At 58.7% G+C, this 26,762-nt stretch carries 25 protein-coding genes, 1 tRNA gene and 1 other RNA gene; 13 read left to right on the forward strand and 14 right to left on the reverse strand.

Annotated elements, in window-relative coordinates; translation table 11 throughout:
• Positions 1–3 precede the first annotated feature (3 nt).
• The 5 genes from uvrC to LJ360_RS19915 form a co-directional block, all read right to left on the reverse strand.
• Positions 4–1,872 (reverse strand): excinuclease ABC subunit UvrC, encoded by a 1,869-nt coding sequence (gene uvrC / locus LJ360_RS10745; protein WP_264993961.1) that lies wholly within the window; start codon positions 1,870–1,872, stop codon positions 4–6.
• Positions 1,856–2,512, reverse strand: a complete 657-nt coding sequence (gene uvrY, locus LJ360_RS10750; RefSeq protein ID WP_091848212.1) for a UvrY/SirA/GacA family response regulator transcription factor — start codon at positions 2,510–2,512, stop codon at positions 1,856–1,858. The genes uvrC and uvrY overlap by 17 nt, the downstream gene beginning before the upstream one ends.
• A gap of 157 nt (positions 2,513–2,669) precedes the next feature.
• Positions 2,670–5,999 (reverse strand): carboxyl transferase domain-containing protein, encoded by a 3,330-nt coding sequence (locus tag LJ360_RS10755; RefSeq protein WP_091848213.1) that lies wholly within the window; start codon positions 5,997–5,999, stop codon positions 2,670–2,672.
• 135 nt (positions 6,000–6,134) lie between these two features.
• On the reverse strand, positions 6,135–6,389 hold the full coding sequence (locus LJ360_RS10760; protein ID WP_091848214.1) for a hypothetical protein: 255 nt from the start codon (positions 6,387–6,389) through the stop codon (positions 6,135–6,137).
• A gap of 64 nt (positions 6,390–6,453) precedes the next feature.
• Positions 6,454–8,067 carry a methyl-accepting chemotaxis protein gene (locus tag LJ360_RS19915; protein WP_320108761.1) on the reverse strand — a complete coding sequence of 538 codons (1,614 nt, stop codon included), beginning with the start codon at positions 8,065–8,067 and terminating at the stop codon, positions 6,454–6,456.
• Positions 8,068–8,261: 194 nt separating this feature from the next.
• Between LJ360_RS19915 and LJ360_RS10770 the strand changes: the two genes are divergently transcribed.
• From LJ360_RS10770 to LJ360_RS10785, 4 genes are all read left to right on the forward strand, one after another.
• Positions 8,262–8,960 carry an AzlC family ABC transporter permease gene (locus LJ360_RS10770; RefSeq protein ID WP_091848216.1) on the forward strand — a complete coding sequence of 233 codons (699 nt, stop codon included), beginning with the start codon at positions 8,262–8,264 and terminating at the stop codon, positions 8,958–8,960.
• Positions 8,953–9,291 carry a branched-chain amino acid transporter permease gene (locus tag LJ360_RS10775; RefSeq protein WP_091848217.1) on the forward strand — a complete coding sequence of 113 codons (339 nt, stop codon included), beginning with the start codon at positions 8,953–8,955 and terminating at the stop codon, positions 9,289–9,291. Before LJ360_RS10770 ends, LJ360_RS10775 begins: the two co-directional genes overlap by 8 nt.
• 279 nt (positions 9,292–9,570) lie before the next feature.
• Positions 9,571–9,661 (forward strand) — tRNA-Ser (locus tag LJ360_RS10780).
• A 33-nt stretch (positions 9,662–9,694) separates the two neighbouring features.
• Positions 9,695–9,837: non-coding RNA, RtT sRNA (locus LJ360_RS10785), on the forward strand.
• Here LJ360_RS10785 and LJ360_RS10790 read toward each other — a convergent pair.
• Entirely contained in the window at positions 9,836–10,585 is a 750-nt protein-coding gene (locus LJ360_RS10790) for a fructosamine kinase family protein (RefSeq protein ID WP_264993962.1), read from the reverse strand. The two genes, LJ360_RS10785 and LJ360_RS10790, sit on opposite strands and share 2 nt — an antisense overlap.
• Positions 10,586–10,835: 250 nt before the next feature.
• Here LJ360_RS10790 and LJ360_RS10795 point away from each other — a divergent pair, with 250 nt between their 5' ends.
• Entirely contained in the window at positions 10,836–11,726 is an 891-nt protein-coding gene (locus tag LJ360_RS10795) for an AEC family transporter (RefSeq protein ID WP_264996027.1), read from the forward strand.
• A gap of 11 nt (positions 11,727–11,737) precedes the next feature.
• On the opposite strand, the gene LJ360_RS10800 is transcribed toward LJ360_RS10795, so the two are convergent.
• The 6 genes from LJ360_RS10800 to LJ360_RS10825 all read right to left on the reverse strand — a co-directional run bounded on the left by LJ360_RS10800 (position 11,738) and on the right by LJ360_RS10825 (position 16,160).
• Positions 11,738–12,655 carry an ROK family protein gene (locus LJ360_RS10800; RefSeq protein WP_264993963.1) on the reverse strand — a complete coding sequence of 306 codons (918 nt, stop codon included), beginning with the start codon at positions 12,653–12,655 and terminating at the stop codon, positions 11,738–11,740.
• A gap of 4 nt (positions 12,656–12,659) precedes the next feature.
• Positions 12,660–12,866 (reverse strand): DUF2905 domain-containing protein, encoded by a 207-nt coding sequence (locus tag LJ360_RS10805; RefSeq protein WP_091848221.1) that lies wholly within the window; start codon positions 12,864–12,866, stop codon positions 12,660–12,662.
• A gap of 12 nt (positions 12,867–12,878) precedes the next feature.
• Entirely contained in the window at positions 12,879–13,409 is a 531-nt protein-coding gene (locus LJ360_RS10810; RefSeq protein WP_091848222.1) for a lipocalin family protein, read from the reverse strand.
• 52 nt (positions 13,410–13,461) lie between these two features.
• Entirely contained in the window at positions 13,462–14,520 is a 1,059-nt protein-coding gene (locus LJ360_RS10815) for an endonuclease/exonuclease/phosphatase family protein (protein ID WP_264993964.1), read from the reverse strand.
• A 233-nt stretch (positions 14,521–14,753) separates the two neighbouring features.
• Positions 14,754–15,125: a hypothetical protein gene (locus LJ360_RS10820; protein ID WP_245742381.1), complete on the reverse strand. Its 372-nt coding sequence runs from the start codon at positions 15,123–15,125 to the stop codon at positions 14,754–14,756.
• Positions 15,126–15,260: 135 nt separating this feature from the next.
• Positions 15,261–16,160: a LysR family transcriptional regulator gene (locus LJ360_RS10825; protein WP_264993965.1), complete on the reverse strand. Its 900-nt coding sequence runs from the start codon at positions 16,158–16,160 to the stop codon at positions 15,261–15,263.
• A gap of 328 nt (positions 16,161–16,488) precedes the next feature.
• Here LJ360_RS10825 and LJ360_RS10830 point away from each other — a divergent pair, with 328 nt between their 5' ends.
• Together LJ360_RS10830 and LJ360_RS10835 are read left to right on the forward strand one after the other, a co-directional pair.
• On the forward strand, positions 16,489–17,571 hold the full coding sequence (locus tag LJ360_RS10830) for an IS630 family transposase (protein ID WP_264993966.1): 1,083 nt from the start codon (positions 16,489–16,491) through the stop codon (positions 17,569–17,571).
• Between the two features lie 111 nt (positions 17,572–17,682).
• Positions 17,683–19,380 carry a diguanylate cyclase gene (locus LJ360_RS10835; RefSeq protein WP_264996028.1) on the forward strand — a complete coding sequence of 566 codons (1,698 nt, stop codon included), beginning with the start codon at positions 17,683–17,685 and terminating at the stop codon, positions 19,378–19,380.
• A gap of 13 nt (positions 19,381–19,393) precedes the next feature.
• On the opposite strand, the gene LJ360_RS10840 is transcribed toward LJ360_RS10835, so the two are convergent.
• Both LJ360_RS10840 and LJ360_RS10845 read right to left on the reverse strand, forming a co-directional pair.
• Entirely contained in the window at positions 19,394–20,224 is an 831-nt protein-coding gene (locus tag LJ360_RS10840; RefSeq protein WP_264993967.1) for a CheR family methyltransferase, read from the reverse strand.
• Positions 20,225–20,275: 51 nt separating this feature from the next.
• Entirely contained in the window at positions 20,276–21,205 is a 930-nt protein-coding gene (locus tag LJ360_RS10845) for a chemotaxis protein CheV (protein ID WP_091848227.1), read from the reverse strand.
• A 304-nt stretch (positions 21,206–21,509) separates the two neighbouring features.
• Here LJ360_RS10845 and flgA point away from each other — a divergent pair, with 304 nt between their 5' ends.
• From flgA to LJ360_RS10875, 6 genes are all read left to right on the forward strand, one after another.
• On the forward strand, positions 21,510–22,214 hold the full coding sequence (gene flgA / locus LJ360_RS10850; RefSeq protein ID WP_264993968.1) for a flagellar basal body P-ring formation chaperone FlgA: 705 nt from the start codon (positions 21,510–21,512) through the stop codon (positions 22,212–22,214).
• A gap of 170 nt (positions 22,215–22,384) precedes the next feature.
• Positions 22,385–22,711 carry a flagellar biosynthesis anti-sigma factor FlgM gene (gene flgM / locus LJ360_RS10855; RefSeq protein WP_091848229.1) on the forward strand — a complete coding sequence of 109 codons (327 nt, stop codon included), beginning with the start codon at positions 22,385–22,387 and terminating at the stop codon, positions 22,709–22,711.
• Between the two features lie 8 nt (positions 22,712–22,719).
• A complete protein-coding gene (locus tag LJ360_RS10860) occupies positions 22,720–23,190 on the forward strand; it encodes a flagella synthesis protein FlgN (RefSeq protein WP_264993969.1) in 471 nt (156 codons plus the stop codon).
• Positions 23,191–23,387: 197 nt separating this feature from the next.
• The gene (locus LJ360_RS10865; RefSeq protein WP_091848231.1) at positions 23,388–24,020 is read left to right on the forward strand and encodes a peptidylprolyl isomerase; all 633 of its coding nucleotides are present in this window, start codon (positions 23,388–23,390) and stop codon (positions 24,018–24,020) included.
• Between the two features lie 69 nt (positions 24,021–24,089).
• A complete protein-coding gene (gene mnmC, locus LJ360_RS10870; RefSeq protein ID WP_264993970.1) occupies positions 24,090–25,913 on the forward strand; it encodes a bifunctional tRNA (5-methylaminomethyl-2-thiouridine)(34)-methyltransferase MnmD/FAD-dependent 5-carboxymethylaminomethyl-2-thiouridine(34) oxidoreductase MnmC in 1,824 nt (607 codons plus the stop codon).
• 127 nt (positions 25,914–26,040) lie between these two features.
• Positions 26,041–26,673: a CBS domain-containing protein gene (locus LJ360_RS10875; protein ID WP_091848233.1), complete on the forward strand. Its 633-nt coding sequence runs from the start codon at positions 26,041–26,043 to the stop codon at positions 26,671–26,673.
• The last annotated feature ends 89 nt before the right edge of the window (positions 26,674–26,762 follow it).

Consider the following 26,762-nt stretch of genomic DNA (forward strand, 5'->3'; position numbering starts at 1 on the left):
TCCTTACTCATCGTGTAATGCGGCATAAATGGATTCAGCCAGGGTCTTGCTGATGCCCTGTACCTTGGCAATTTCATCGACTCCGGCATCACGCAGCGTCTTTACGCTGCCGAAATAGCGGATCAGGTCCCGACGGCGTTTGGGCCCTACCCCCTCGATACCTTCCAGTGTCGACTGCCGACGTTTCTTGTCCCGTCGTGCGCGATGCCCGGTAATGGCAAAGCGGTGGCTCTCATCCCGGATGTGCTGGATCAGGTGCAGGGCCGGCGAATCCGGTGGCACCCGGAAGACCCGACCGGTCAGGGCGTCAATCAACTGCTCCATACCCGCCCGCCGGGTAACGCCCTTGGCGACACCAATCAATGGAATATCCCGTATGCCCAGTTCCTCGAACACTTCCCTGGCCATTCTCAACTGACCCTTACCGCCATCAATCAGCACAAGGTCAGGGCGTTTGCCTTCGCCGTTGACCATCCGGCGGTAACGGCGTGTCAGCACCTGTTTCATGGCAGCGTAATCATCGCCGCCGGTAATCCCTTCAATATTATAGAGTCGGTAATCGCTCTTGAGCGGGCCATTCTCGTCGAAAACCACGCAGGATGCGACCGTGTTTTCCCCATGGCTATGACTGATGTCGAAACATTCCATACGGGACGGGGTTTCCGCCAGGTCCAGCAAGTCACGCAGGGCCAGTAAGCGCCGGTACACGGTTTCCTTGCTGGCAAGGTGGGTCATGAGGGTCTGGCGGGCGTTGGTCTGGGCGAGTTCGAGCCATTTGCGGCGCTCCCCACGGACGTTCTGCCGGATGCGGGTTTCACGGCCAGCCTGGTCACTGAGGGCCTCGGAGAGGAGTTCATGCTCGTCCGGCATGGCGGTTACAAGTACGTCCCGGGGTATCTCTCGCCGGGTGGCGCTACCGAAATAGAACTGGCCGAGGAACGCCGCCAGCAGTTCAGCGTCGGTCTGTTCCAGCGAGAAACGCGGGAAGTAATCCTTGGTTCCCAGCACCCGACCGCCCCGCACTATGATCACCACCACGCAGACAATACCGGCGTCCTGGGCCATGGCAATCACATCCGCATCGCCACCCTCGCTGTCGATAGCCTGCTGCTCCTGAACATGGCGCAAGTGGTTGATCTGGTCACGACAGGCTGCAGCCTTTTCAAACTCCAGGTTAGCCGCCGCCTGCTCCATGCTGTCCATCAGGTCACGGATAATGGCGGGGTTCTTACCTTCCAGGAACATGGTGGCGTGACGCACATCCGCCTGGTAATCCTCCGGAGTGATATACCCGACACACGGTGCGGTACAACGATTGATCTGGTACTGAAGGCATGGACGGGTTCGATTTCTGAAATAACTTTCAGAACAATCTCTTATGCGGAATATCTTCTGCAGGATGTTAAGGCTTTCCTTGACCGCTCCCGAGCTGGGATAAGGCCCGAACCAGGTGCCCTGCCCCTTCCGGGTTCGACCCCGGCGGAAGGTCAGTGACGGATAGTCGTCATGCCCGGAGAGGTAGATATAGGGGTAGGATTTGTCATCCCTCAGCAGGATATTATATGGCGGCCGTTCGGACTTGATCAGGTTTTGTTCCAGCAGCAGCGCTTCTGTCTCGCTGCCGGTCACCGTCACTTCGATGTGGTGGATACGGGTAACCAGGGCGGCCGTCTTGGGCGCCAGGCCGGACTTGCGGAAATAGCTGCCTACCCGTTTTTTAAGGTTGCGGGCCTTGCCCACGTAGAGAATGTTACCGCCATCATCGTACATGCGGTAAACGCCAGGCCGTTCCGTCAGCCGTTTGAGGAATGCCTTGCTGTCAAATCCCTGGTCGTTGCTCTCCCGGGGCGGGGTGTCAGACCTTGTCGGCATCAAGCAACCCGAATCGAACCGCCATAAGCGCCAGCTCCACATCGCTGGAGATTTCCAGCTTCTCGAAAATGCGGTAACGGTAACTGTTGACCGTTTTCGGGCTCAGGCAAAGCTTGTCGGAAATATCCTGCACCTTCTGGCAATCGACCACCATCATGGCGATCTGCAACTCACGTTCCGAAAGGCGGTCAAACAGGGATTCGTCCTGGTCTTCGGAGTCGCCACCCAGTTGCTTGAGCGCCATCTTCTGGGCAATTTCCGGGCTGATGTAGCGTTGGCCAGAGTGCGCCTTGCGGATAGCCCGGACCATTTCGTCCAGGTCAGCACCCTTGGTGATATAAGCCGTGGCCCCGGCCTGCATCACACGGGTGGGGTACGGGTCGTCGGCGCAGGCAGTAACAACAATGACCCGAATGGAGTCATCCAGGCGAAGAATCTTGCGGGTCGCTTCAAGGCCACCAATACCGGGCATGCGGATGTCCATCAGCACAATGTCTGGCCGGCGCTGGCGGACGGCCTCGATGGCGGCTTCCCCCGACGAGGCCTCGCCAACCACATCAATGTCCGGGTTATCGGCCAGCATCCGGGTAATTCCCGAACGCACCAGGTCATGGTCGTCTACAACGAGTACGCTGATCAATGTTCACCTCTCGCTACCTGTCCCGCGTAGCGGAACACCGGAACAATGCCTGGATATACAACAATAGTGTTTCGGCGATTGTACCGCCTACCAGAATCAACGAATAGCCTGCACATCAATATCTTCGCGGGTCACCAACCGCTCCATTTCCCGAGGATCACCAGGCATCAATGAAGCGGTCACTCCGGTTATACCCCTGCCGACTGTCCGGCGGTGAAGACTCAAGGCCACGGATAACCCAGCGCCGGGTTTCTGCTGGGTCTATGACCGCGTCGATTTCCAGGAAGCTGGCCATGTTCATGCCCTTGCCGTGCTCATAGGCCTTGGCCACCATTTTCTCAAAGGCTGCCTGCCGTTCGTCGGGGTCTGCAATCGCCTCGAGTTCCTTGCGGTACCCGAGCCTTACTGCGCCTTCCAGCCCCATGGCGCCGAACTCGCTGCTCGGCCAGCCAATGGTAAACATGGGCGAATGGAAGCTGCCAGCCGCCATAGCCTGGGCCCCCAGCCCGTAACCCTTGCGCAACACCACTGTAAAGAACGGTACCCGAAGCTTGGCGGCGGTGACAAACATTCTGGACACGTGACGCACGGTGGCTTCCCGCTCGGCGTCCGGCCCCACCATAAAGCCTGGGGTATCGCACAATGACAGAATGGGCAGCCCGGCGATGTCACATAACTGCATGAAGCGTGCAGCCTTGTCACCGGAAGCAGCGTCGATTGCGCCACCGAGTACCGCCGGGTTGTTGGCCATCAGTCCAAACGGGTGTCCCTCGATGCGTACCAGTGCAGTGACCAGGCCCGGTGCAAACTCCTGGCGGAGCTCGGTTACCGAAGCTTGGTCCGCCAGCGCCCGGATAACCCGGCGGATATCATAGACCCGCAACCGGTTTTCCGGAATCAGGTGACGGAGCAGGCGCTGGTCTTCCGCACTCCAGTCCGGCGTACCTCCTTGCAGGTAAGACAGGTACTGTTTCGCCACAGCCACTGCCTCAGCCTCATCCTCTACAATGATGTCGACCACCCCGTTCGGCCCCTGCACCGACACCGGGCCCACCTCTTCGGGAGTGAAGCGGCCCAGGCCGCCACCCTCGATCATGGCCGGGCCCGCCATGCCGACCGTGGCATCCCGGGTGGCAATGATGACATCGCAACAGCCAAGCAACGCGGCATTCCCGGCAAAACACCGCCCGGAAACGATACCAACAAGCGGGACCCGGCCAGACAGGTTTGCCATGGCCGTGAAGGTGTGACAATCCAGCCCTGCCACCCCAACGTGGTCGGTGTCCCCGGGTCGGCCACCACCACCCTCGGCAAACAGCACCAGGGGCAACTGCCAGCGATCAGCCAGTTGCAGCATACGATCGGTTTTCTTGTGGTTCATCATGCCCTGGGTGCCGGCGAAAACCGTATAATCGTAGGACATCACCATGCAGCGAGCGGCTTCGGGCCCTACCTGGTCCCGGTTGACCGTGCCGATTCCGGCGATCAGGCCATCCGCCGGGCTCGATTCCATCAATTCGTCCATGGGAACCCGCCGACGGCGGGCTGCCAGGGCAAGCGCCCCGTATTCCGTGAAACTGCCCTCATCCATCAGGTCAAGGATATTCTCCCGGGCCGTACGCTGACCGGTCTTGCGTCGCCTGGCGACAGCCGCCGGCCGCCGGTGATCCTGCAACCGGTCATGGCGCTCCAGGACATCCGCCAGGTCCTCGCGAATCTTTTCCAGGTCCCAGCTCTCCTCAGTCAGTATGTCTTCGGCGACCGTGCCATCCATCGCGAGGTGGAACAGTGCCTCGCCCTCCCGCAGGGTTGTACCCTCCCCTGCCAGGACTTCCCTGACCTGACCCGCTGAGGTGGCTTTCACCTCGAACTCCATTTTCATGGATTCGATGATGGCCAGCACCTGCCCGGGGGTAACGGTCTCACCGGAAGACACGGCAATGCGAACCACCGTGCCCTGCACCGGAGTGTTAACGGCGGCCTGGCCTTCAGGCAACTCCGGGGCCTGACTCCCGGTTTTTTGAATGCTGTTCGTCGCCGGTTGCTGCGCCTGCTCGAAAAAGTAACGTGGATGAGCATCCTCCCGGGCATCGCTCAGCTGAGCCATCCGTTCTTCCACCAGGGCGGTGGTCACTGACCAGTCGGCCATTTCAGGCAGGCGGGCAAGGTTGCGGAGAAACTCCAGGTTGGTATCGATGCCTTCAACACGGAATTCGCACAGCGACCGGTAGGCCTTGCGCATCAGTTCATTGAGTGGGCCCTGGCCGGACACCACCAGCTTTGCAAGCAGCGAGTCATAGCCACCGGTGTTCTGGTAGCCAGCATAGCCGGCGCCATCGACGCGAATTCCCGGTCCGCCCGGCGGCTCGTAGACCGAAAGGGTACCCGATGCCGGCATGGCCTGGCCGTCCGGGCCCTGGGTCTCCATATTGATTCTTACCTGAACCGCGCTGGCTGCGCCCGGTTCGGCGGGAGTACCGGCCAGTCCAAGCTCGGCCAGGGTCTTGCCGGAAGCAAGTGCCAACTGCAAGGCAACCAGGTCCTGGCCACTGATCATCTCAGTAACCGTATGCTCAACCTGCAGGCGCGGATTGGCTTCCATAAACACAAAATCACCGGAACCAATATCCAGCAGGAATTCGATGGTCGCCAGTCCCTGCAACCCAGCCGCGCGAGACATGGCGAGGGCCGCATCAATCATCCCCTGGCGCTGCCCCGGGGTAAGGTGAGGGGCCGGAGCCAGCTCAACCAGCTTCTGGCGCCGACGCTGCAGACTGCAATCACGGTCCCACAGGTGGGTTACCGCACCGGTTTGGTCACCCAGAACCTGGACTTCAATATGGCGGGCGCTAGCCAGCAATCGCTCGGCATACAGTGAGTCATTACCGAAGGCTCGCTGCGCCTCGCGCTGACAGGCCTGCCAGGCGGATTCCAGTTCCCCGGCGTTGAACACGGGGCGCATTCCGCGACCGCCACCGCCGGCCACAGCCTTGAGCATCATACCGGCGGAATCGCCATGGTCAGCTTTAAGCTGCCCGAGGAACACGCTCGCCTTGTCCAGGGTAAGGTCGCCATCAGTACCCGTCGCCAGGGGCACCCGGCACTCCCGGGCCAGGTCTCGCGCCCGGGCCTTGTCGCCGAGCAGCGAAAGGCAACCGGCGGATGGACCGATAAAGACCAGGCCGGCTTCCTCGCAACGACGTGCAAAGTCGGGGTTTTCGCTAAGAAAACCGTACCCCGGGTGGATGGCATCACAGCCTTCGGCGCGGGCCAGCTTTACCAACTGGACAGCATCCAGATAGGCCTCTACGCCCTGCCCGCTCAGCACCACTGCATGGTCCACCCGACGGACATGGAGGGACTGAGCATCATCAGGCGCATACACGCCGACAGAGCGTATTCCGGCCTCGGAAAGGCTACGGGCGATACGGATGGCGATCTCACCACGGTTGGCAATCAGGACACTGCGAAAACTGGCCATGAGCATGTTTCCATTTATTGTTGATCAGCCGCCGGCACACTTCGTGTAAAGGAAGGCAACCGGGTTTTCGGGAGAGTCATGATAAAGGGGAAACCCCATCAACTGAACCGGCTAATGGTTATAACCTTCCATGCATGGAATTTATTGGCCTGGCGGATGCCCCAGACCGGCGGCGTTTTCCACCGGATCAAACCAGACGACCAGGTCACCGCGACGAACTGCGGACAGTACCCGGCTATGCTCCTGCAAGGGGCTCTCCTGATCGTTCAGGCCGTGGTACCGGGTGCAATACTCCTGGACCAGGCCTTCCAGCTGATCCTCTGTCAGCAGTGCCGTATCAACGACAAAGGGTTCCTCGCGAGGGTCCTGTTGCGGGGTCTTCTCGGTCTCTTCCACGGATTCAGCTCCATCAGCAAAGGTCGGCGGCCATGATAACGGAACCAGGCGTTGCAGTCGCAGGTCAGGCCTCCTGAACCTCGAAGCGGGCCCCGATCTCACGAATGACCCCAGACTCCAGTCGCAGCGCATCACTAACGTTTCGGGCCTGCTCCACCGATCGCACCAGCAGGTCAGCGCTGTCGGAGAGGGTGCGGCTTCGTCTGCCAACCCGTTCGATATTCTCACGCTGGGCAAAGACAGCACTGTCGATAGTCTCGCTGAGGGTGGCCAGGCGGTCAAAATGCTTATCAAGGCTTTCAAGATGGTCCCGTAACTGTATAAGTTCATTCCGGTTTTCATCTCCTGCCGAACGCATTTCCAGCAGTCGATCCTCAATGCTTTGAACGTTTTCCACCAGGTCATTCACCCACTGGCGGATTTCCCCGGTTGAGTCCGAAGTACGCCGGGACAGAGTGCGAACTTCATCCGCAACGACCGCAAAACCACGGCCATGCTCCCCCGCCCTGGCAGCCTCGATGGCCGCGTTCAAAGCCAGCAGGTTGGTCTGCTCGGCAATATCGGCGATCACACTGACCACCTGCTCTACCTTGCCTGCAGAATTCGCCAGCACCTGTATGGCGGCCGATACCTCACCAATGACCGCCACCGTATGTTCGGCCGCCCGCTCCGAACGCTGCAACCCATCCTGCACACCCTGGTTTCCCTCAAGTGCGGTGGCAATGGTTGCCCGGGAGTCCCTCGCCGACTCTTCTACACGATTTGCCTGGGCGCCAATCTCCTCCATGGAGCCTGACACCTCGTCTATCTGGCTGCGCGTCCTGGCTGAGGCCTGCTGCACGGTTTCCGCCTGCTCTTCCAGGGTACGAGCACGATCATCCAGGGAGGCTGCGGCATGGCGTATGTCATGGATGAACCGGCCGAACCGGGTTACCAGACTATTGATGGCGGCTGCCACACCGGCAACTTCGTCCCGCCCTGATATCTCGGGGGGCTGTCGCAGGTCCGAATTGGCCTCCATTTCACGCAGGGTCAGCTCGGTGCGGCGCAGGCGCAGAATCACTGAGTGACGGAGCCAAAGGGTCATTCCCATTACTAACAAAAGAAATACCAGTGATCCGGCCAGGAGGTACCCTCCCTGCCGATCCATAAAGGCAAGCAACCGGGTAGCACTGGCCTGGATAGTTTCACGACGCTTGAGCTGCTCCCCGCGGATGGCCAGCAAAAGTGGTTCCACGGCCGGCATCAAGCGGAAATCGACCACTTGGCCCACCTGGTAGTATGAGCGAGCCCCGATTCCTTCCGACATGGCCCCAAGAAGTTCCTGAACCCTGCCGAAGTCGTCCTGATGCCCTTGTGCCCAATCGGAAAGCCCCGGGTTCGCGGTTAGTGTCTGCCAGTGCCCGGGCAGCGTCACCTCAAGCTGGCTGAAGGCCGGCTCAATCTCATCCCACAGCAGCAACTGGGCCTTGGTCTTGTAGGAAAGATCCTGAAGCTGGCGCAGCGACTCATCCAGTGCCGACAACTGCCAGCTCTGTTCCAGGTCGTCGTTGATCAGGGAGTCAGTCGCGCGCGACGACTGGGCAATGATCGACCAGCTGACGGCGCCCAGCGCCGCCAATGCGGCCAGGGCGAGAAAGGCGAAGGTGAATATACGGGCGCGAACAGTGGCGAACATGGCAACTCCGGATCAGATGCAATGCACGCACCCTAAGTCGCCTATATGACAGTCCGGTTTCAGAAATAACGCAACAGTGCGGTTTACGGTGAAAAATTGTAAAAACCAGTAGGTACCAAACAACAGTAGGCAGGCACAGGCGGCCGCGGTATGATTGGCGGTTTTTCCACGCTCCGAGGATCCTCCTGACACCCATGAGCGCCGTACTCTTTCGACAAACCCTCCCCATCCTCTTCGGTTACCTGCCCCTGGGTATGGCTTTCGGGGTGCTGTTTACCGCACAGCTGGACTATGCCTGGTGGTACGCTCCTCTGATGGGGATCACCATCTTTGCCGGTGCCGGTCAGATACTGGCCGTGAGCCTGATCGCCGCCAGTGCGGGCCTGCTTGAAGTCTTCGTGGCCATGTTCGTGCTTAACGCCCGCCACCTGTTCTATGGCCTGTCCCTGCTGGGCCAGTTTCGGGGTGCCGGCTGGCGCAAGCTCTACCTGATTTTCGGGCTGACCGATGAAACCTACTCCCTGCTGACCAGCCGGCCCAGGCCGGGCACGAGGAGCGAGGAACAGCGTAATGACTTCCTCATTACCCTGTTCAATCAGCTCTACTGGGTAGTGGGATGCGCCGTGGGGGCACTTCTGGGCGACAACATGGCCTTTGACAGTACAGGCATCGAGTTCGCCCTTGTGGCGCTCTTCATTGTGCTGACCATCGAGCAATACAAGGCCCTGGGCGAGCAATTCCCCCTGTGGACAGGTGCCCTGGCGGCGGCCATAGCCGTGACACTGCTGCCGACCGCCCATCAATTGATCGGTGCCGTGGTTATCGCTACGGGCACACTGTTGCTGCAATATCGCTGGCGCAAGAGCCGGCGCGAGGGGCCTGCCCATGGATAACACCACCTATATACTCGCCTTTATCGCGGTGGCGACCGTGGCGACGTTCATGACCCGGGTGATCCCGTTCCTGTTCCTGTCCAGGCACCATGAGCACCCATTACTGCTGCACATTGGGCGCTATCTGCCAGCCGCCGTGATGGCCCTGCTGGTGCTGGTGTTTCTGCTACGATCAGCCAACTGGACAGCCCCGGCCTTCGGAGCCGACGCCCTGATCCCCAGCCTGGTAGTGATCCTCCTTCACCTTTGGCGCAGAAATGCCCTGCTCTCCATCGTCGCAGGCACTGCCGTCTACATGGCTATCCAGCAAACGAGTGTGTTCACCCTGTAACCCGCCCAATAATTTTTTCCTCCAACGGTTGCCAAGCCCAAAAAAAACCATTACAGTTTGCGCCCTCAAATGAGCGACAATGTCGCTGATTTGGAACAGTTTATTGGAGAGGTGGCCGAGTGGCTGACACCAAGGCCGCCAGGCCGACTGAACGTCGGAGCAAAGCGACGACGGCCCCCGAAGGGGGTGAGGCCCGCAGGGCCGAATAACGCGCACGCCTGGAAAGTTCGCTTGCAGAGCAAGCGCCGCGCGATAAATCAGGCACAGTTATACCGTTTTGGAGAGGTGGCCGAGTGGCTGAAGGCGCACGCCTGGAAAGTGTGTATACGTTAATAGCGTATCGAGGGTTCGAATCCCTCCCTCTCCGCCAATACGAAACCCCAGCAGAAATGCTGGGGTTTTTTTTATTGGCCGTGAGGGCGGGTGAGAAGCCTCGTGGGTTCGACCGGAGGCTGCAACGCAGCGGAAGGAACGTCGGAGCAACGCGACGACGGCCCCCGAAGGGGGTGAGGCACGAAGTGCCGAATAATCCCTCCCTCTCGCCTTAGAGCCGCCTGATAACCTCAAACCCCTTTTCACACGGCCCCAGGTACCAGCCACCAAACAGGTTATAGTGGTTGAGAAAGTGGTAGAGATTATAAATCACCCGCTTCCGCTGGTACTCCCCACTCAACGGTCGCCTGGCGTTATAGGCATCATAGAAAGCCGGGCCGAAGCCGCCGAACATTTCGGTCATCGACAGGTCGGCTTCGCTGTCGCCGTAATAGACCGCAGGATCAATCAGCCAGGCGGTCTCTTCATCGAACAGGGCGTTACCGGACCAGAGATCGCCGTGTAAAAGGCTGGGACCCAGGCTGTGGTCGTTTAGCCAGTCCACCAATACCTGGCGCCGGCTTTCAAGTACTTCTGTAAACTGCCTACGGATGGAAGCGTCGGAGACCAGCCTTACCTGGTAGCCCAGTCGGTAGTCCAGGAAAAATTCACCCCAGTTGTCGGTTTCCCGGTTTTTCTGGGGGTTAAGGCCAATATAGTTATCCCGGCCAAAACCGTAACAGGCCTGGGGCAGGCTGTGTACGGCGGCCAGCCCCTCTCCCAGCTTTGCCAGCAGGTCATCGGTCTGGCGTTTTGGAACTATGGCGGTCATTTCCATCCGTTCTTCATTGACCGAATAGACCTGGGGCACCCGCACGGTAGATACACCCGCGATCTCGAGGGCGTTGCGAAGCAACTCTAGCCCCTCCGCCTCTCGGATCAGGGCGTCGGCATAACCGGTTTCATTCCTCTTGGTATACACAACCCCCCCTGTTCCCGGGACGCCTGCTAGCAGACATGACATCCAATGACTGGCTGAGTTCCGACTTGTCAGGGACACATGCTACGGCAATCCCGGAGCGTAAAGCGTGATAGCATTCAACGATCCCTGCTTATTACCTGACCTATTTAACTCCCTGTTCCACGCAGGGAGAAGTTAAGGAATGTTCAGTTTGTATACAGTTATTGAGGTTTTTCTGCAAACACTGGCTACCACCCTTCCGGTGTTCGCCATGGTGTTTATCGGGCTGGGGCTGAGGAAACTCGGCTGGATAGACGCGGCCTTTGTGAATACCGCCTCAGCACTGGTCTTTAAAGCAACGCTGCCCACTCTCATCTTCCTGAGCATCCTGCGGGCGGACCTGGATACCGCTTTCAACCCCCAGCTGCTGGGTTTCTTCGCCCTGGCCACCACAGGTAGCTTCGCCCTGGTATGGACCTGGGCGCTCTGGCGCGTCCCTCGTGCCGACCGTGGCGTCTATGTGCAGGGGGCTTTCCGTGGCAACTGCGGTATTGTTGGCCTCGCACTGGCAGCCAGTCTGTACGGCGACTATGGCCTGTCGGCGGGCGGGATCCTGCTGGGGCTGGTGATTATCTGCTATAACATTCTGTCAGTACTGGTATTGCTGACCTACCAGTCCGAACAGAAGCTCCGCTGGGGAAAAATTCTCGGAGATATCGCACGCAACCCACTGATTCTGTCAGTACTGATATCGATACCCTTTGCGTGGTGGGAGGTATCCTTCCCCGAATGGGTGATGACCAGTGGGGACTATTTCGCCTCCCTAACCCTGCCCCTCGCACTGCTGTGTATCGGTGCAACCGTCTCGGTGAGTGCGATCCGTAAAGAAAGCGGGCCGGCGATGGGCGCCAGTATGTTCAAGATGGTTACGCTGCCCGCACTGTGCACGCTGGCGGCCTGGGCGGCAGGATTTGAGGGCCGTGAGCTGGGGCTGATGTTCCTGTATTTTGCCAGCCCAACGGCAGCCGCCAGCTTTGTGATGGTCAAGGCTCTGGGAGGGAATGCACGGATGGCGGCCAATATCGTCGCCATCACCACGCTGCTGGCCAGTGTGACGGTAACCCTTGGCGTCTTTATCCTGCAGAGCGCAGGCTTGATCTGACAGGGGATTGCTCAGGCCGGTTTCACAGCCAGCCAGGCGGCCCCCCTCACCCCACTCGAATCGCCATGAATCGCTCGAACCACAGGCGTATCGCACTCGCCACCAAACACGTAGTCCGGAAGACGGCGGGGTAATTGCTGATAAACGGCTTCAAGATTGGACAACCCGCCACCGAGCACAATGACATCCGGATCCAGCAGGTTGATAACGGATGCGAGCCCCCGGGCCAGGTGGTCCAGGTATAGGTCGAGGGTTTCCTGTGCCCGGATATCGCCCTTGGCCGCAGCAGCGACTACCTGCTGGCTGGTGCGCATTTCCTGCCATCGCAACTGATGGGTCAGCGCCATGCCAGTACCGGAGAGGAAGGTTTCGTTACAACCCCGACGCCCACAGAAACAGGGGCGCTCGTCCAGTTCCCGCTGATTGGTCCATGGCAAGGGATTGTGGCCCCACTCCCCCGCTAACCCATTGGGCCCGGTAAGTAGCTGCCCCCCGATACTGATCCCCGCACCACACCCTGTCCCCAGAATGGCCGCGAAAACGACTGGAGAATCTGCACCAGCACCATCGGTCGCTTCCGAGAGGGCAAGGCAGTTGGCATCATTGGTCAGGGTCACCGGGCGGCACAGTATCCGGGCAAGGTCCTCCGCCATGGGCTGACCGTTCAGCCACGTGGAATTGCCGTTCTTTACCCTTCCCGTCAGCCGGGAGACTGAACCGGGGATCCCCACCCCCACCGGCAATCCGGAACAGCCCGCATGGAATTCAGCCTCGTGCACCAGCCGCTCAATGGTCGCGAGGGTTCCCTGATAATCTCCGTGTGGGGTAGGCAGGCGCATCCTGAAGTGCTCACGACTGGCGGAGTCCATGAGGATAACCTCGGTCTTGGTACCGCCCAGATCTACGCCAATCTGCCACTCTGAGGTCATAGGGTTACCGGTTAAACAGGTTAAGCAGGATAGTCAGCACGATGCTGATAATGATCATGGAGGTAATCGGCACAAATACCTGGGTTCGCTCCGAGCGCCAGTGCAGATCGCCGGGCAGCTTGCCGAACCATTGAACCAACCCGGGAGCAAAGTGGAGCACCAGGCCGATAACCAGCAGGATAATGCCTGCAATAACAAACCAGCGTGCCATACTCAGCCTCGATCACTCATTACGGCCCTGATCCACCATAATGAGTTCGTCCAGGTCAAAGCCATTGGCACGGGCGGCCTCTCGGAACCTTTCCATGGCCTGGTCGCTTACCGTGGGCGTTCGCGACAGGAACCAGAGGTAGTCCCGGTCATATCCGGTGACATAGGCGTACCGGTAATTGTCATGGTCCAGGCCAAACACTACGTAAGATGCGTAGAAAGGACCGAAAAACGATACCTTAAGGTGAGCTGTTGTCTCGCCCTCCACGAACCGGGCCTTGCCTTCGGCTTCCTGCCATTCGCCATCTTCTGGTGAATAGCCCCGGTTGATAACCTTAATGCTGCCATCCTCGTTCAGTTCGTATTCGGCGGTGACGCTTTCAAGCCCCTCCTCGAAGGAATGGTCATACCGGGCGATCTCGTACCAGGTGCCCAGATAGCGGTCCACATCAAATCCCTGCACCGGCTCTATGCCCTCGGGCAGGCTGGTACACCCCGCCAGGGACAGGCCGAGTACACTTACAATGACAGTTCTGATACCCATATCTATACCCTGCTGACAAAGTGAATGCTGGCAAATACGACGACTTTTCCCATCAGGTTTCCTGGTCCCGGATCTTACCTTCCCGGATGGTCTCCCGCGCTTCCTGGTGTTCCTCCGCATCCGCCTCTGGTGTTTCATGCTCGCCCGCGCGGGCCGGGCGGTAGCACAGGGTAACCAGCATCGGGAAATGGTCGGAACCGAAGTACGCCAGGCGTCGAACCTGCTTTACGGTGAAATGCTCACTGGTGAACACGTGGTCCAGAGGCCAACGGAGAAACCAGTGGCCAGCGTGGAATGTGCTGAACATGCCCCGGCCCCGTCGTGGATCCAGCATTCCGCTGACCTTGCAGAACAGGCGGGTGGTCCTTGACCAGGCCACATCATTCAGGTCGCCTGCCACAACCGAGGGCAAGCCCGATTCACGGATTTCCTGCCCGACCAGTAACAACTCCGCATCCCGCCACAACGATTCTTCACTCTCGCTGGGGGCCGGCGGCCGAGGGTGCAACGCGTGAAACCGGAAACGGCTCCCCTGAGGCAGGCGCAGCCAGCCGTGAATAGACGGAATATCGTCCTGGATCAGGTATTTAACCTCGGCGTCTTCCAGCGGCAGCCGGGAGTACAGGTGCATACCGTACAGGTTATCCAGGGGGATGCGGATTATGCAGGGCCATTCTCCGAAGGCCTCGTCCAGGCGATCTCCCCACCACTGATCCGATTCAAGCGTCAACAGCAGGTCCGGTTGCTGGTCTTTAACCTGGCGGATCAGTCCGTCGCTGTCCCGGTTCGGGGTTAGCACATTGGCCACCATCAGGGTGAAGCACCGTTCGTCCTGCCCCGATTCAGCGGACTGAACCTGCAGCGGCCACAGACGGGTCCAGGGCAGGATGCGAAAGAACTGGACGACCAGAACCAGCACCGATGCCGGAAGGACCCAGGCAAACCACTCACCAGCCAACGGTGAGACCACTGCAAGGAGCAGCGCAAAGACCGCAATCTGTATCCTGGGGAACTCGCAGGCCCTCACCCACCAATCATGCACCGGTACCTTGCCGAGAACAGTAACAGCCACCAGTAAAAGTGCCAGTCCGAGCAGTATGAGTCCTGTCATAACATCTCCTGGTGGCAAGGTCTCGTGCAGCGCCTTGGCCGCGGGCCCAAAGCGCTGCCTTTACCTATTCAATCCCGCCCCGCCTGGTTTGGCAAATCACGATGCCGATAAGCACCAAAGCAGGAACAGAGCCTGACACAGCTACTGTCCATTTTCGACACAATCATTGATGGATCCGGGAATCCAAACAAAAAAGGGCCCCGAAGGGCCCAAGAGAGTGCACAACTATCTGGTCAGTTGGCTGTAGCTCGTTGATACCTGGCCTCGCCAAGCAATGGGGAATCCACTTGGCTCTGGGCTGCGCCCCGGAGTAACGGCGCTTCTGATTCCACCGGCACCTCGAACACGTGGTAAGCCTCGGGCCCGAAGGGATCCAGGGCGGTATCGAGGTAACCATAACTGTCTGGTACCGGGTCACCGGAGAAGGCCAGGGCAAACTGGCGCTCCACGGTAGGGGTCGTAATGTTCAGGGGCTGCTCGACCCACAGGTAAACCCCCTTGTCCGGCACCAGGTACTCGCAGCGGACAACCCGGAAGCCCTGCTTCAGTGTCAGCCGGGTCGGCTCCCGGGAGAGGTCGATACGGAACTTGTGAATGGTTTTCATGGCAGGTCCTCCTCTGTGGAACACGCTGCCAGTATCCCGTGGCCAGGCACCTCAATAAATCATATTTAACAAGATTGAAAGTTCGGTTTTATCGAACTATTTGGTTCCGCGCAGACCTCGCCAGCGGTTCCCGGCTCATTCCTGGCCGATAGACCCCCTCGGCTTGATGATCGCGTCAACCGCCGGATGGTGGATCTGTCCAGCGCGGGTGACCGCAAAGAGCACATCACGGACTTCTTCAATACTGGCGATGGCTTCCACCTGGTACTGTCGGCAAACCTCGGAGGAAATGGCGGTAGGGGCGGCGAAATACCCCACCCCCTGCCGGCCAAAGACCTTGATCAGGGCACTGTCATCCACCTGTGCGGTCACCCGCACCCGAACCCGGTTACCGGCGAACCAGTTCATCAATTCAGTAAAGTACGGAGCGTCCAGGGAGGTGGCCAGGAAAGGCGCACCGTCGAGGCTGCCAGGGAAGCCGTCACGCAACTCACTGGCCAGTGCTGGCTCGGCAAAAAGCGAAATCGATGAACTCGCCAGGCGATGGGCCTGGAACGCCCCGGCCCGCTCCGAGGGGGGCTGCCTGTCCGTCAGCACCACATCCAGCTCCTTGCGAGCGAGCCGGTCCAGGAGGTTATCGGTATCACCGGTCTGGCACTGCAGACGCACTTCCCGGCTCAGGCCAAGCGCCGGCGCGAGGAGGTGATAACCGATCAGTTTGTGAATGGACGCAGAAAGCCCCGCTGACAGTGTCAGCGGTCGATGCTCCGGTGGCTGCTGCAGCAGTTCCGACAAAGACTCCGCAGTGGTGAACATCTCGTCAGCGTACCGGAAGATGGTTTCACCAAAGTCCGTTAACACCAGGCGACGATTGCGACGGTGGAACAGGGCCCCGCCTAGCTGGTTTTCCAATGAAGCCAGCTGTCCGCTCAGGGTCTGGGCCGTAAGGTCCAGTTGCTCCGCAGCGCGGTTCAACCCACCTTCCCGGGCAATCATCCAGAAATGATAGAGATGGCGGAAGTTAAGGTCTTTCATAGCGCTACCCGGTCAAATAACAACGGCTCCAGTGGAGCAGGATTGTAATACTTTGCAATGTCCAGTCCTAACTGGCCTATATCCGGCTATACTCTCGACCAGCGGCCATCTGCCCACCCCAGGCAACCGGATTTAACCGGGAACCTGCCTCCATGGCCCGGCCTCAGAGAGCATCAAACCAACCTGATCCATAAAGTATTCATAATGTCATTGCTGTCGAAACTGATACCGGTGTGCATTCTGTTGTTGCTAGTGTTCCGTCCGGGTATTTCCTAAGCGCATATATGCTATAATTCGAGCTATTATTCACGAGTTTGGAGACTCTGTTTTGGCCCGGAAACCAGCTCCCTTTAATCTTACGGTAAACGATCAACTGGAGTTGGAAAGCTGGTTGCGAACAAGCACGCTGAGTCAGAATCTCGTTCTGCGAGCGCGAATCGTTTTGGCCCTGAATGCCGGTGAATCACCCAAAGTCGTTGCTGAGCGACTGGGAACCACGACGGCCACGGTATTCAAGTGGCGTAATCGTTACACCGAACAGGGCCTGAGCGGTCTTCAGGATGCACCAAGACCCGGGCAACCCAGAAAGCTGAATCAGAAAAAGGTTAAGGCAATTCTTGATGACACGGTCAAAAAGCTGCCCAAGGAATCAACCCACTGGAGCGTCCGGTTGATGGCCGAATATGCCGGTGTTAGTCGCTGGCAAGTGCATCAGATCTGGAAAGCCGCTGACCTGAAACCGCACCGGCTGAAAACTTTCAAAATCAGCAATGATCCGGACTTTGCTGATAAAGTTTTCGATGTTGTCGGTTTGTACCTGAATCCGCCGGATAACGCCCTGGTGCTGTCTGTTGATGAGAAAACGCAGATCCAGGCACTGGATCGCACTCAACCAAAGTTGCAATTGAAACCCGGCCAGATCGAGCGTCGCACCCACGATTACAAGAGGCACGGCACGACCAGCTTATACGCGGCTCTGAACATTCTGAACGGCGAAGTGATTGGGCGCATTACGCAACGCCACCGAGCCAAAGAGTTTCTCGACTTTCTGCGACAGATTAATCGAGAAACACCGAAAGAGCAGGACCTTCATCTGATTCTGGACAACAGCTCGACTCATAAAACACCAGAGGTAAAAGCCTGGCTGGAGAAACATCCCCGGTTCAAGCTTCACTTCACACCAACCAGCGCCTCCTGGCTGAATGCCGTGGAGGGCTGGTTTGGTCAACTGGAACGCCGTGCTTTGTACCGTGGCATTTTTACCAGTGTCGGCGAACTGAAGAAGGCGATTCGTCGCTTTATCCAAACTCATAATGAGAAGCTGGCAAAGCCCTTCCGCTGGCACAAAAGCGCAGAATCGATTATGACTTCAGTGGCGCGAGCAAAGTTGAGTGTCATTAATGATAAATAAACGAATTACCCAGACGGGACACTAGTTCCTGCGGCCAGTCATGGCACCTCGGGCAACCCGCCAATTGAGGCCAGTTATTATCTGCTGGAAGACCCGGGCCAGGATCTGACGATACAGCAGGTCAGACAAAGGCCAGTTGCAGACTGGCAACCTCTGGTCAATCTGGCACCCAACTTCAGTTTCAGTAACAGTCGTTACTGGATAAAACTTGAGCTCACCAACAAGGGTGAGGAACCACGGCAACTGGTGCTGGACCTGGAGCAGCCGCTGCAGGACTATATTGACGCCTGGTATATCTCGTCAGCCGGCGACGTGCTTGACTATTGGCAAACCGGCGACCGTCGTCCAGCCGAAGCCCGACCGCTAGCTTATCGTGGATTCGCCTTTCCCCTGCAGATTCCGGGGCACGACGCTCGCACACTTTACCTGGGCCTTGATACCCACGACGGGCTCTACGACTCTCTTCCGCTCTCATTAACGTCCTACCTTGAATTCCATAACAAGCGGCAAATCGAGAATCTCTGGTTCGGATTCTGTTACGGAGCCATCGTGGTTCTGCTGCTCTACAACCTCATCATTGGGCTCGTCACCCGTTCAGGCAACTTCCTGAGTTATAGCCTTTACCTCGCGATGTTTCTGCTGTGGAATCTTCCGTTCCGGGGTTACGCGTCGTATTTCAGCCTGCCGGGCGGCACCTGGTGGAATAACGCAGCGGTTGGTGTGTTCTCCGTTTGTCTATTCCTAACCCTGAACGCGTTCACCCTGCGTTTTCTCCAGCTCACACACAATGCGCCCTGGCTTCGGAAAGGTCTGCTTCTCGCGTGCGGACTCATGTTGTACCCGCTTTGGCTGGCGATAATCGGAGTCTACAGCACCACCTTCGCAGTCCTGATTCCAATTGCCATGATCAACATGGTGCTGATCCTCCTCGCGGCTACACGCCTCTCCCTGCAAGGGAATCGCAGTGCAAGAATATTCCTGCTCGCATGGACACTCTTGATTCTCTCTGCATTTGCTTACTACGCCAGGGTACTGGACCTGCTGCCATCCACGTGGCTTACCGAGAATGCGCTCAACATCGGGTCGCTGGTCGAGATGCTTGTACTGGCCCTTGCACTGGCTGACCGAATCAAACAATTGGAACGACAGCAGCTTGAAGACAAAACCTCCCTCATCCGCAGGGAACGGGAACTGAAAGAGGAACTCCAAAAGCAGGTTGACCAACAGACAAGGGAGCTCCGTGAAGTCAATCGCCGACTGGCACAGGACTCCGTCACGGATTCACTCACTGGCCTGCTCAATCGCCGGACATTTCTCGAATCGCTGGGCAATCAGCTGAAACATGGCAATCGCACTGGATGCAAAACGGCGTTAATCGTTCTGGATATTGACCATTTCAAGAAAGTAAACGACCTCTATGGACATCCGGAAGGCGACCGCGTGCTCCAACATGTTGCGACCCTTATCCGTAAACACTGGCAGCGCACCACAGACCAGCTCTATCGGCTTGGCGGTGAAGAGTTTGGCATTGTCGTCAGTAAGACCCCGGCGGCGTACCTCAGGGATAAGCTGAGCTCACTGAGTTCCAGTCTGTCAGAGTCACTTACGGGTCCGGCTGGCGAGAGGGGACTGACAGTGTCCGCGGGGGTTGCCATTATCCCTCCGGATGAACAGCTGTCAGCCGAGCAGGTGTACTCCCTTGCGGATAAAGCGCTGTATGAAAGCAAGGTGGCTGGAAGAAACACCTGTCGTTTTATCCTGCCTGGGCAGGATTCCCTTACTGAGGCTGAGGTGCCAGCTGATTTCTGACTCGCTATCCGGATCACTTTTTGCGGTAAATAATACCCGGATGGCACTGCACCATTTCGTAGAGGTGGGAAAGCCCGTTCAATGATTCGGAAGCGCCCAGGATAAGGTAACCACCCGGGTTCAGGCAGGCGTGCATACGGGTGAGGATGTCTTTCTTGTGGTCAGCAGAGAAATAGATCAATACGTTCCGACAGAAAACCAGGTCGAACTTCCCGAGCAGGTACCGCTCCAGCAGGTTCATTTCACGAAACTCGACCATGCGCTGGACCTGTGGCTTGACCTTCCAGCCCCCGCTGGGCAGGGAGGAGAAAAAATGCCTCTGGCGTTCCGGCGACAACCCCCTGCCCAACGCGAGCATTTCGTATTCACCCCGCTTGGCCGTTTCCAGTACCGGCCGTGAAATATCCGTGGCAACGATTCGTACGTCGCTTTTCAACCGCCCGGGCTGGAAACGCTTGTATTCCTCGATGACCATGGCGATGGAATAGGGTTCCTGCCCTGTGGAACAGGCAGCGGACCAGATTCTCAGGGGCTGGGTGCTGTTACGTGCAGCCAACTCCGGCATGAGTTTTTCGGAAAGGATGCGAAACGGGTGGGTATCCCGGAACCACAGGGTTTCGTTGGTGGTCATCGCATCGATGACGGTTTCCCTGAGCTGGGCCGATCCGGGACGCTGCAGGCGACCGAGCAGGTCCCCCAGCGAATCCATCCCATTATCCTCCAGCAGACGACGCAGCCGGCTCTTGACCAGGTACTGTTTGTTATCGCCCAACAAAATGCCAGAGGCATCCTGCAGGAACTTCTTGAAGGCCTCATATTCCTGTGGCGTGATATCAGCTTTCATCGAATCTCTGCAGTTGCCCTATAGGTCAAACCATGGGATTTGCCGACTGTCTTACCCACGATCCAGAATTTCCATGACCCGCTCAGCGAGTTCGTCCGGGCTGAACTTGGCCATGAAATCGTCAGCACCCACCTTCTGTACCATGGCACGGTTGAATATGCCGCTAAGGGACGTGTGAAGCATAATGTACAGGTCTTTCAGGGCAGGGTCATTCTTCAGGCGCGCCACCAGCGTGTAACCATCCATCTCGGGCATCTCAACATCCGAAATCACCAGGGAAACATGGTCAGTAATGCTGCTGCCGTCCGCCACCAGCCCCTGAAGATACTCCAACGCCTGTTTGCCATCGTTCCTTGACTCCACCTCAAGCCCGATAGCCGTAAGGCACCGAATCATCTGACGACGGGCAACGGAAGAGTCATCCACGACAAGTACCGGCCTTGAAGCACTGCGATCCCGGGTGTTCTTCGAGAGAACCGCCTCGGTCACGTCCTCGCTCAGTGGTGAAACCTCGGACAGGATCTTCTCCACATCGATCACTTCCACCAGGGCGTCGTCCATGCGGGTAACCGCAGTGAGGTAGACATCCTTACCTGCGCCCTTGGGCGGCGGCATAATGTCTTCCCAGTTCATGTTTACGATTCGGTCCACCCCGGTCACCAGAAAGCCCTGGGTACGCCGGTTATACTCGGTAATTATCACGAAGCTGGTAGCAAGCTCCTCGGCAGGGATGCCCGGCCCCCTGATCGCCATGGAAAGGTCGATGATCGGAATGGTCTCGCCCCGGATATGGGCCACGCCACGAACCACTGACCGACTGTTGGGGATGGATGTCAGCCTCGGGCACTGCAGCACTTCCTTGACCTTGAAGACATTGATGCCATACATCTGCCGCCCACGTAGGCGGAAAAGCAACAGCTCCAGACGGTTTTCCCCTACCAGCTGGGTGCGTTGGTTAACACTGTCAAGGACGCCTGCCATCGAAATAGTCTCCGAAACCTGTACTGAGACCCACGGCTTCCGGAATGTCGGATTGCCAGCTGGGCACGGTAGTTGCTTTATTGTCGTCAAGCAGCAGTTTGAACAAGCCAGTGACGGAATTCCGCCGCGGTGCCGGTGACTGCTTTCCACCCGCAGTTGGGGCATTGTAACGCCGCTTTCCCATAGCGTATGTAACGGCTGGTATCCGGATTAGTTTAACGGGCTGCGCAAACGATCACATCATTCGTGTCAGGCAGGTCACATATTCCCCTGCCCTTCAACAGCATAGGACAATGCCGGGTAAATGCGCATTCTGATAACGCTTACGCTCATCCTGTTTTACAGCGCCACCACCCTCGGCTCTGAAAAGACCGAGGCCAGTGACATCCTGGCAGCGGGTCAGCTGTTTATGGAAGAGTTCGTGGAGACCCATGCCAGCCAAGGCTTTGACGCAGAATACACCCTCGGCAACCTGGACCCGCGACTGGCGCTGGCACCCTGCCCGGAAGACGGCATTGATGTCTCGTTCAGCAGCGATCCCTGGCAAACCACGCAGCCTTCCCTGATGGTGTCCTGCCAGGGCAAACGTCCATGGCGCATGTATCTGTCGGTTTCACTCGATATCTACGGCGATGCCCTGATCGCCGCCCGACCACTGAGCCGTGGTGACCGGCTGACGGCAGCGATGGTGGCGACCGATCGGGTTGTGGTTAATGCCATTCGCCGTGGCGCCATTACGGACCGTGAACAGCTGCTGGGCCTGGAACTGAAACGCTCGGTTAATGCGGGCACCCCCTTTACCCCGGACCTGGTGACCTCACCGGATGCGGTGGCCCGGGGGGACCATGTTATGATCACCGCCAGAAGCGGTTCGTTCGCGGTTAAAACCCGGGGGAAGGCCCTCGCGAACGCCCGGGTGGGTGAGCAGGTACTGGTGGAAAATCTTTCCTCTGCCCGAAAAATCCGCGCCAGGGTTACGGGGCCTGGGCAGGTTGAAATCACCATGTGACGTACCGGCAGTGCATTGCCGGCCAGCGGCAGCGTCATGCCACAGTGCGCTTTCTGACTGGCCAAACATGAAGAAAGTTTTAACTAAAGTTGCAGTAAGCCCGGCCGATAAAGGGTCAGAGACACATTTCGACCGCCATGGAGCGGCATGAGACAAAGAAGGTAATCGTCATGACAGTTGACTTCAACGGAATTGGCAACAGTCAGGTTAACAGCCCGCGCACCTCTGCGGATAAAGGTGCAGCCAAGCAGCCTGCTCAGCCAGCGCCCGCAGAACAGGCCAAGGCCCAGGCGCCAGCGGCCCGGGGCGAAAACGTCAACCTGAGCAAGCAGGCCAGGGAAATTCGCCAGATGGGTGAAAGGCTGGAGAGCACCCCGGAAGTGGACGACAGCCGGGTTGAACAGATCCGTGCTGCCCTGGCCGATGGTTCTTACAAAGTGGATGCCGAAAAAGTGGCCCAGAAAATGCTTGAGATGGATGAAAGCATTTTTGGGTGAGGTAGACCATGTCCACCACAGACAAACTCCAGGCGTTGCTGAACCAGGACCTGGAGCAGCTCCGGCAGCTTGAAACCCTGCTGGAAGAAGAACAAGCCCTGCTGGGCGATGCCGACGTTCGGGCTATAGAGCCAGTGACCAGCCGCAAGAACGCCCTGCTCGGGGACATCCGCGAACGGGCCCGCCAGAAAGTCCACCTGCTGGTGGAGATGGGGTTCCGCCCGGATCAGGGCCACCCCTCCCGTTTTATCCGCAGTGCCGGACTGACCGGGCTCTATCAGAGCTGGGAGGCCGCCCAGTCGGTCCTGGCCCGGTGTCACTCCCTGAACCAGCAGAACAGCAAGGTTGTAGCCCACCTGCAGAGCCGCCTGTCCCGTCTCACTGACATTTTCCGGGGCAGCTCCGGACAGCAAAAACTGTACGGTGCCACCGGCCAACAAACCTCCGTTGGCCAACGGAATATACTGGCCAGTGCCTAGAGTCCCGACCCGGTATCCCTTCATGGGACACCAGGCGGGGCAACGCACCTGTAGTCCAGGTTATCCGGATGGCACCGTCCCCTGGCGCAGTCCGGTACCGTTGTTACCACCGAGTACTAATTCGGAGCAGTTGACGACCCTCTTCCCGGCAGGTTCTGTTAGACTCCCGTGCAACCTCTCACGAACCGGAGCCTGTCATGGATTTCTGCCCGCGCCCCAAGTGTTTCCCCTTGTTTTCCAGCGCCCTGTACCTGGTCTTTGCTGCGATGGTCGCCCTGGTGACAACGTTTCCCGCCCACGCCCAGCAGTCCGGTGTCAGCGACAAAGCGCTGCCGGAGGTCCGTGTTTCGACCACTGAGGGTGCCTTCAACATCCGCCTGCGCCCAGATTTCGCGCCGAAAACCGTGGCTAACTTCCTCCAGTACGTGGACGACGGATTTTACGATGGCACCCTGTTCCACCGGGTAATTCCCGGCTTCATGGTGCAGGCTGGCGGTTTTGACCAGGACATGAACCGCAAGGACACCCGTGACCCGGTGGAAAACGAGTCCCGCCAGACCGCCAAAAACCTGCGGGGTACGATTGCCATGGCGCGCACAGCAAACCCGGACTCGGCCACTGCCCAGTTTTTCATCAACCTGGTGGACAACCCCCACCTGGATGCTACCCGGGCCAGGCCTGGCTATACGGTGTTTGGTTCAGTGACTGAAGGCATGGGCGTTGTCGATGCCATCGGCAAGGTCTCCACCACCCGTCGCAATGGCATGGGTGACGTACCCGTCGAACCGGTCGTGATCGAATCGGTCAGGCGTATTGATAACGGCCAATGATCCATGGACGGAACGACTGGTGGACCACTGATTGAAACCGCCCGGTTAGCCTGGCGGGACGGACAGCCCGTGTCCGAACAGTTCGGCGACGTCTATTTCAGCCGCGAAAACGGCCTGGAGGAGACCCGCTACGTTTTCCTGCACCACAATCATCTCCCAGAGCGATTCCGTGAACTGAGCGACAAAGATACCTTTGTCATTGCAGAAACCGGATTTGGCACCGGCCTCAACTTTCTTGCGGCCTGGCAGGCATTCCGCCAGTACGCGCCGGCAAGCGCCCGGTTGCACTTTGTTTCGGTAGAACGATACCCCCTTGGCTCGGCAGACCTGGAACGGGCCCTGGCACTCTGGCCCGAGCTTGCGCCCCTTGCCCGGGAGCTGGCCCATAACTACCCGCAGCCGGTATCCGGCTGCCACCGGCTGGTGATTGATCAGGCACGGGTGCGTCTGACCCTTTATTTCGGTGACGCCTTGGAAGCCTTTGACTCGCTGGAGTTCAGCGCCGACGCCTGGTTCCTTGACGGGTTTGCCCCCGCCTGCAACCCCGGCCTGTGGCAGGACCGGCTGATCCGCCAGGTGCGCGAACACAGCCACCGGGGAACCACACTGGCAACCTTCACCGCCGTAGGCAGGGTCCGGCGAGCACTGTCTGACGTCGGTTTCCGGATGGAACGCGTGGCCGGGTTCGGCCCAAAACGGGATATGCTACGGGGTGTCCTGGAACAGGGTTCGCACCGCAGTGCCGAACCAACCGGGCAGATACTGGTGGTGGGAGCCGGCATCGCCGGTGCCATGGTTGCGCGCAACCTGGCCGTGCGCGGCTACCAGGTGACGGTAGCTGACCAGGGCGAAAGCCCCGGTGCCGGGGCCTCCGGAAACCCCCAGGGCGCCCTTTACGCAAAGCTCGGAGTACAGCTGAACGACCAGGTCAGGCTGGCACTGGCCGCCCTGCTCCACGCCCAGCGCTTCTACCCTGCGGAAACCCCCGAGCAATGGCACCCGACCGGCCTGCTGATGATGGGCTACTCCGAGCACGAGCGGGAGCGCCAGCAAAAATTCCTTCAAGCCAATACCTACCCACGGACCGTGCTGTACCCGGTTGACGACCAAAAAGCCAGCGACCTGACCGGCATAGCCTGTCCTAAGGGCGGGCTGTGGTTTCCCCGCTCCGGCTGGCTGGAGCCGGCCAGGGTATGCCAGTCACTGCTCGATCACCCCAACATCCGGACCGAGTTCCAGTTCCGCGCAAGCCGGCTGCTTCCGTGCAACAACCGCTGGTGCCTGTCCGGTGAAGGCCGCCAGGACCTGGTGGCGGATACCGTTATACTCGCCGCCGGACACCTTACCCGCCAGCTCATGCCGGTCACCGGCGAGTTCCGGATAAAGGCCATTCGTGGGCAGATCACCGGGATTCCTTCGGACAGGCTTACCGCAGCCCCCAGGGCTGTGGTCACCGGCGCCCGATACCTTAACCCGCCTGCTGACGGACAGTTGGTTACCGGCGCCACGTTCGATCTGAGGGACAATGATCCCCTGGTCCGAACCAACAGCCACCAGGAAAACCTTGAAGGCCTGGACTCGATGCTACCGGGCCTGCTGGACCCGCGCATTAAGCCGACAGACGATATCACTGGCCGGGTTTCCTTCCGCTGCACCACCCACGACTACCAACCCATTGTCGGACCGCTTGTTAACAGCGAGGGTAACACCCTGGGTGGCGCGTGGCTCTTCACCGGCCTTGGCAGCAAGGGGCTGATGTGGGCGCCACTGATGGCTGAATACCTGGCCGACCTTATTACCGGTGAGCCGCTGGCCCTTCCCCACTCCCTGACCCGTCGTGTCCACCCGGCACGGTGCCTTGCTGCAACCAGAACAAGTGAGTCCCCGGCCTGATATGGGCTCCAGTTCTGGCACGGGTAGCCGATAAACAGGTATAACTATCTAACGGACGCCTGCCAATACCAGCAATTTCCAATGGGCGCCCAACCGTTTTTCGTTGTCCCTGAGCCCCGGAGCAGCCATGTCGATACACGTAAGTGAACCCGGACGCCCGACCGGAACCCGGCTACCGGAAATATTCCGGAACCGCCGTGTGGGCAGCCTCGACGAGATGGCAGAATCCCACGCTTTACGAGAAAGCAGTGAAGAAATTTCTGACGGCGAGTACCAGCAGGCGCGGGAGGTAACCGCTCGTCGTGCAGTTGCCCGGTACAGCCAGGCAGAGGACGCACGGCCAGAGCCAGAACGGGTCTACCTGCCGGTCAGCCGCGTCTGCAGTCCATGGATTCACACCCTCGCGGCCGAATCTTCCCTGGCGGAGGGCCTGGCGGTGATGGATGAACATGGTGTTCATCACCTGGTTATTACCTCGGGCGGGGTTGTCGGAGGCCTGGTGGATATGCGCTGGATCCTGAACTGGCTCCATGAAAACCAGGACCAGGATGCCTCACGGAGCTTCCTGAACATCGAGTTGCCAGCCTTTCTGACCGCATCCCCGGAAACGGATGCCCACCAACTGGCCCGGCTGATGCTGGCCCACCAGCTTGATGCAGCATTGGTGGTGGAGGCAGACGGTACTCCGTCCGGCATTATCACGAGTACGGACTATCTGAGGCTTTATGCGAGTCTCAGTCGACAGGAAGGCGAAGTCTAAACTCCCCCGGATCAATCGCTGACAGTCTATGAGACCTGCACACAAGCTTCGGCACGGGGAGTGAGGGCCTTTTCCGGGACCTTCAAAAA

It is taken from the genome of Marinobacter sp. AN1 (assembly GCF_026013985.1).
GTDB classification, from domain to species: Bacteria; Pseudomonadota; Gammaproteobacteria; order Pseudomonadales; family Oleiphilaceae; genus Marinobacter; species Marinobacter segnicrescens.